This is a genomic window from Oscillochloris sp. ZM17-4, assembly GCF_019599295.1.
Lineage (GTDB): Bacteria > Chloroflexota > Chloroflexia > Chloroflexales > Chloroflexaceae > Oscillochloris.
Map to the genome: position 1 here is coordinate 187,632 of NZ_JAIEWN010000001.1, position 6,154 is coordinate 193,785.

Sequence of the window (6,154 nt, forward strand, 5' to 3'; positions counted from 1 at the left end):
CACCGAGCTGCGCAAGAACGGCACGCTGCCCTACCTGCGCCCCGACGCGAAGAGCCAGGTGACGGTGGAGTACGCCTACGGCAAGCCGGTGCGCGTGGACACGGCGCTGATCAGCACGCAGCACGCCCCCGACGTGAGCCAGGGCCAGATCTACGAGGATGTGATCGAGAGCGTGATCCGCTCGGAGATCCCTGAGCAGTGGCTGGACGAGAAGACGAAGTACTTCGTCAACCCGACCGGGCGCTTCGTGGTGGGCGGCCCGATGGGCGACAGCGGCCTGACCGGGCGCAAGATCATCGTGGACACCTACGGCGGCGTGGCCCGCCACGGCGGCGGCGCCTTCTCGGGCAAGGATCCGAGCAAGGTCGACCGCTCGGCGGCCTACGCGGCGCGCTGGGTGGCCAAGAATGTGGTCGCCGCCGGCCTGGCCGAGCGCTTCGAGCTGCAGCTGAGCTACGCGATCGGCGTGGCCCGCCCGCTCTCGATCAGCGGTGAGACCTTCGGCACCGGCCAGGTCTCCGACGAGACGATCGTCAAGGCGATCAATGAGGTGTTCGACCTGCGCCCGGGCGCGATCATCCGCGACCTGGGCCTGCGCCGGCCGATCTACCGCCAGACCGCCGCCGGCGGCCACTTCGGCCGCACCGACATCGACCTGCCCTGGGAGCAGCTCAACAAGGTTGAGGAGCTGCGCCGGGCGGCTGGGCTGTAAGCACCTTCAATAAAGAAGGGAGCGTTGGGCGAGGGTTTCCCTCGCCCAACGCTCCCTTCTTTATTCCCCCAGCACATCGCTCAGCGTGCGCAGCTGGTAGCCCGCCGCGCCCAGGCGCCTGACCAGCTCGGGGATGGCGCCGGTGATCGCGTTAGTGCAGTGCCCCAGAATGATCGCCCCGCGCAGCTGCTCCGGCGGCAGGGCCATCACTCGCTCCACAATGAACTCCGGCGTCTTCGGCTCGCCCAGCGAGTCGAGCGTGTCCAGCGTCCAGTGGGCCGGCAGGTAGCCGTGGTTGAGCACCACCTGGAGGCTGCGCGTGTCGAAGGCGCCGTAGGGGAAGCGGAAGTAGGGCCGGAGGCTGGCCTGCGGCCCGAGGATGGCCTGGATACTGGCCTCATTGCGATCCAGCTCCTCCAGGATCGCGGCGTCGCTCAGCGCGGTGAAGTCGGGGTGGCTGTAGGAGTGGCTGGCCAGCTCGTGGCCCTCATCGACCAGCCGGCGCAGCTCGACCGGGCTGTCCTCGATCAGGCTGCCGACCAGGAAGAAGGTCAGGTGGACCTTCTCCGCGCGCAGCTCGTCGAGGATGGCTCCCAGGTGGCCGTAGCTGTTGCCGCAGTCGAGGGTCAGTGCGACCCAGGGCTTTGCGGTGTTGCCGCGCAGAACCATCATGCTGCGCTCGGGGATGCTGCGGGCGCGGCCCTCGATCCGGGGAATGAGCAGCTCGCGCCCGACCTGGGGCGTGGCCTCCAGGCGGTTGTAGCGCAGCAGCAGCTCGGGGTCGCTGCCGCCGGCGCGGGCGATCGACTCGGGGCTGTCGCCCGGCTGCACCCGGTAGGCTAGGTAGCCGGCGATGCCCTGGGTGGGCGTGGCCGTCGGCGTGGCCGTCGGCGCGGGTGTGGCGCTGGGCGTCGGGGTGAACGTGGCCGTGGCGGCGACCGCCGTGGCTGTGGGCTGGGCGCGCTCGGCGGCGGTGGTCTCGCGGGCGCCGCAGGCGGCCAGGGCGAGCAGCAGGATGGTGGGCAGCAGGCGCTTCATTGGATCTCCTTCCAGCAGTTGGGGCGCAGTAGTTGCGTTCGCGTCTTTCGCCCCCCTTCGCGTCTTCGTGCTCCAAACACTACCCCCGCGCCGGGTGAGCAGGCTACTACCCGCCGGGGTAGTTCCGCCGCGCGCCCGGGCGGGGTATAATCCTCCTGAGGGGGGATTGAATCAATGCCGCGCCGCTTTCTGATGCTCACCGCTCTACTCATCCTGCTCGTCGCACTCGTCGGCGCGCCGCCCGCGCGGGCCGGCGGCGACCTGCGCTGGCACACCTTCAGCGCGGCCAACGGGCTGGCCGGCAATATCGTGCAGGCGATCTGGGAGGACCCGGCGGGGCGGATCTGGCTGGGCTCCGAGAACGGGGTCAGCCGCTACGACGGCGCATCCTGGGTGAGCTACGGGGTGGCCGATGGCCTGGCCGACGATAACGTCTGGTCGATCGCCGGCGACGGCGAGAGCGTCTGGTGCGCGACCAGCCGTGGGCTGAGCCGCCTGCGCGGCGGGCGCTGGGAGCGCTTTGGGGTCGCCGATGGCCTTCCCGGCGAGGACGTGCGCGCCGTGCTGGTCACCGCCGATGGTGCGGTCTGGGCGGGCACCTTCGGGCGCGGGATCGCCCGCCTCGCGCCGGGGGCCCGCCGCTGGGAGCCGGCGCCGCTGCCGCCGCAGCTCGCCCGCATCGGCGCCTTCGTCCAGGCGATCTGGCAGGCCCCCGGCGGCGACCTCTGGTTCGCCACCAACGGGCTGGGCGCCCTGCGCCTGCGCGATGGCCGCTTCGAGCAGTTCAGCTTCCGTCTGGGCAGCCGCAACACGGTCTGGTCGATCACCGCGCTCCCCGGCGACGACGCGGTCTGGATGGGCACCTTCCAGGGCGTGGCCCGGATCGCCCCGGACGATACGGTGACGGTGCTGGAGGATCTGGTCCAGGGGCGGACGATCTCGGCGACGGAGACGCTGGCGGTGGCCGGCGACGCCGACGGCGACCTGTGGCTGGCCACGCGCTCGCAGGGCGTGCTGCGGCGCACGATGGGGGGCTGGCAGCGGGTGGGCGCCGCCGACGGCCTCGGCCGCAACTATGTGCAGACCATCCTGGCCGACCGCGAGGGGCGGATCTGGTTCGGCACGCGCGGCGGCGGCGTGACTCTGGCCGACCGGCGGCCGCTGTCGCCCGACCTGCTGGTGCCTACGCTGGCCGCCATGGCGGTGTCCGACGATCTCCCGCTGGCTTTCGCCGGGGGCACCCTGCCCGCCACCCAGAACGACCTGCGCTTCCGCTTTGGGGCCGCGGTGCCCTGGCTGCCGCCCGACGAGCTGCGCTTCCGCTACTGGCTGGGGCGTGCCGGCGAGCAGCCGCCCCTCGCCCCGCGCGAGGTGGGCAGCGGCGCGCTGGCCCCGGGCTCGGTCGACTCCGAGCCGTTCATCGACCTGCCGCCGGGCGACTACACGCTGCACGTCGTCGTCGTCGCTGGCGCCGTCGCCGGCCCCGAGCGGACCTTGGCCTTCCGCATCGCCAGCGCGCCGCCGGCCTTCGCGCAGGCCGCCCCGACAGTGGTTGCCGATGGGGCGGCGGTCTCAGCGGGGCTGACCCTGCCGCAGCACATGTTCGAGCGGCTGCGCCGGATCGAGCTTCGGCTCGACGCCCAGGACGACAGCACGCCGCCGGAGGCCATCCGCTACGAGTACCGGGTGCTGCCCGCGCAGGACTGGCGGGCCGCCGCTGCCGGCCGGGTGCTGATCGACCTGCCGGTTGGGGCCTGGGTGATCGAGGCGCGGGCGGTAGACGCTGAGGGCAACGCCTCGGCGCCGACGCAGCTGCGGGTGGTGGTGCCCGCGCCGCTCTGGACGACGCTGCTGCTCGCGCTGGCGGTGCTGCTGGTGCCGAGCGCGGCCAGCGCGGTCGGCGGGGCGCTGCTCTACCGGCGCCGGCAGCGGCGCCAGGCCCTGCTGCGCGCCGTGCGCGGCTACCACATCCCCTACGATGTCGGCCCGCTGATCACTCTGCCCGACCGCTACATCGGGCGGGAGCATGTGATCGACACGGTCGTGGGCAAGATCGAGCAGAACAGCTTCTATATCTACGGCGAGAAGCGCATCGGCAAGACCAGCCTGCTGCTTCAGGTCCAGCAGCGCCTGATTCTCCGGGCCGACCTTGAGCCAGGCCGCCCGATCCTGGCGATCTTCCGCAATATTCAGGATGTGCCCCAGGAGCAGTTCTGGCTGCACCTGCTGCGCGGGGTGGCCGCCGCGCTGCCCGCCGCCGCCCGCCCGCCCCTGCTCTGCCTGGGCCAGCCGGCCAGCTACGACGACCTCGACGCCGAGCAGGACCTTGAGCAGATCGTGGCCCACGGGCGGGGCGGCGGCGCGCCGCCGCTGATCGTGCTGCTGCTCGACGAGATCGACACTCTCCAGCGCTATGATCTGCCGCTGCGCCAGCGCTTCCGCGCGCTCTGCCAGCACGCCCAGGGCCAGCTGCGGGTGGTGCTGGCCGGCGTCCGCCCCCCGCTGGCGGAGCCGGGCGACACCAGCCCCTGGTACAATATCTTCGAGCGAGTGACTCTTGGCCCACTCTTGGACACGGACGCCCTGCACCTGATCCGCCACTATAACTACAACCCCTACGCCTACACGCGCGCCGCCGCCCAGGCCGTGCTGGCCGCCGGCGAGCGCAAGCCCTTCGACACCCAGTGGCTCTGCTCAGAGGCGGTGCGGGCGATGCTGTCCGACCGGCGCACGACGGTGACGGAGGGCGATGTGGCCCGCGCCGTCGAGGTGATTGTCGCCGCGCGGGCCGGCGAGTATACGGCGGCCTGGCGCCAGCTCGCGCCGGCGACGCGCGCGGCCCTGCGGGCGGGCGCGGCCGACCTAGATGCCGTCGCCGCCGAGCAGCTGCTCAGCGACGGCCTGATCGCCGAGGGGGCCGACGGCTACCGCCCGGTCTTCCTCTGGGGGCGCTGGATCAGCACGATCACGTAAGGGCGCAGCAGCGGCCCAGAAATACGCCAGTACACGCCAAATATCTAGGGCCGCTGCTGCGCCCTTACCCCCATGGGACATATGACCAGCCCCTACATCACCACAAACTGGGTCGAGGGCGACACCTTCTACGGGCGGGGCGATCTCTGCCGGGCGCTCGCCGCGCCCGAGGCGCGCGGCGTGTACGTGCTCGGCACCCGCCGCTCCGGCAAGACCTCGCTGCTGCGCCGGGCTGCGGCCGAGCTATCGCCCCACGCTATCTACTGCGACCTGATGCAGGCCGCCGGCATGGCCGACGGGCAGACCTGCCTGGACGAGGTGCGCCTGGTGCGCCTGGTGCGCCGCGAGCTGGGCCGGCTGGCCGCGGCCAGCCCGCATCTTGCGGCCAGCCGGGCCGCCTGGGATCGCCCCGGTGAGCAGATCTGCCCCTGGCTTGAGGAGGCAGCCTGGGACTGGGAGGAGCGCGGGCTCTGCGTGACTCTGCTCTGGGACGAGGCCGAGATGCTGCTGCGCCTGCCCGCCGCGACTCTCATGTGCCTGCGGGCGCTGCTCCAGACCTGCCGGGGGCTGCGGCTGGTGATCTGTGCGGCCAAGGGCCTCGCCGCGCTCAACGACCGCTGGCGCGACGAGGGATCGCCCTTTCTCTTCGGCTTCCGCAGCTACCCGCTGCTGCCCCTCGACGACGCTGCCGCCGAGGCGCTCATCCGCCAGGGCGGCCGGGTCAGCGCGTCGCCCGAGGCGTCGGCGGCCATCCGCGAGGCCGCCGGCAACCACCCCTACCTGCTCCAGCTGATCTGTGATCGGCTCTACGCTGGCGGGTCGCTGCGCCGGCCCGCCCCCAGTGACCTACTGGTTGACGCCGGGCTGGCCGATCTCTTTCGCATCGATATCGCCCAGCTCTCTCCCGGCGAGCGCTCGATCGTGCTGGCGGCCTCGGGCGGCCCCACCGAGCTACCAGATCTGGCGCGTGCGGCCGGCCTGGACGAGCTGACCGCCCAGCGGCTCGCCCACGGCATGGCCCAGCTCGGCTACCTGCGCGCGGCCGGCGGGCGCTGGCGCGTGGGCAACCGCCTGCTGGAGCAGTGGCTGCGCGGCTACGCCGCCCCGGCTCCGACGACGGTATCGGATCGGGCCAGCCTGGAGATGAGCGGGCATCTGCCCGGCGCCGAGCGCGGTGCCCCGGCTCTCGGCGAGCCGCTGAGCGAGCGCGAGCGTGAGGTGCTGCGCCTGATCGCCGCCGGCATGCGCAACGCCGAGATCGCCGCCCGCCTGATCGTCTCAGAGAACACGGTCAAGGCCCACGTAAAGAGTATCTACCGCAAGCTGGATGTGGGCGACCGGGTGCAGGCGATCAACCGCGGGCGGGCCTTCGGGCTGCTGTAGGGCGCGGCCCTCGCCGACATTGTAACGGCGGCGCTCCGTGCGGGACTA

4 protein-coding genes are annotated in these 6,154 nt (G+C 72.3%); 3 read left to right on the forward strand and 1 reads right to left on the reverse strand.

All coding sequences use genetic code 11. The features are described 5' to 3' along the window. The coding region (metK, locus tag K2Z83_RS00710; RefSeq protein ID WP_220593264.1) for a methionine adenosyltransferase at nt 1–712 on the forward strand (712 nt) is incomplete at its 5' end. 60 nt (nt 713–772) lie between these two features. On the opposite strand, the gene K2Z83_RS00715 is transcribed toward metK, so the two are convergent. Further along, nucleotides 773–1,750 (reverse strand): polysaccharide deacetylase family protein, encoded by a 978-nt coding sequence (locus K2Z83_RS00715; RefSeq protein WP_220593265.1) that lies wholly within the window; start codon nt 1,748–1,750, stop codon nt 773–775. A gap of 174 nt (nt 1,751–1,924) precedes the next feature. Between K2Z83_RS00715 and K2Z83_RS00720 the strand changes: the two genes are divergently transcribed. Continuing rightward, on the forward strand, nt 1,925–4,723 hold the full coding sequence (locus K2Z83_RS00720; protein ID WP_220593266.1) for a two-component regulator propeller domain-containing protein: 2,799 nt from the start codon (nt 1,925–1,927) through the stop codon (nt 4,721–4,723). An 81-nt stretch (nt 4,724–4,804) separates the two neighbouring features. Continuing rightward, entirely contained in the window at nt 4,805–6,106 is a 1,302-nt protein-coding gene (locus tag K2Z83_RS28595; RefSeq protein WP_255603049.1) for a LuxR C-terminal-related transcriptional regulator, read from the forward strand. The last annotated feature ends 48 nt before the right edge of the window (nt 6,107–6,154 follow it).

Excerpts from the sequence above, each read along its gene's own strand:
- K2Z83_RS00720 (WP_220593266.1), top strand. The coding sequence starts at position 1,925 with ATGCCGCGCCGCTTTCTGATGCTCACCGCTCTACTCATCCTGCTCGTC.
- K2Z83_RS28595 (WP_255603049.1), top strand. The coding sequence starts at position 4,805 with ATGACCAGCCCCTACATCACCACAAACTGGGTCGAGGGCGACACCTTC.
- K2Z83_RS00715 (WP_220593265.1), bottom strand. The coding sequence starts at position 1,750 with ATGAAGCGCCTGCTGCCCACCATCCTGCTGCTCGCCCTGGCCGCCTGC.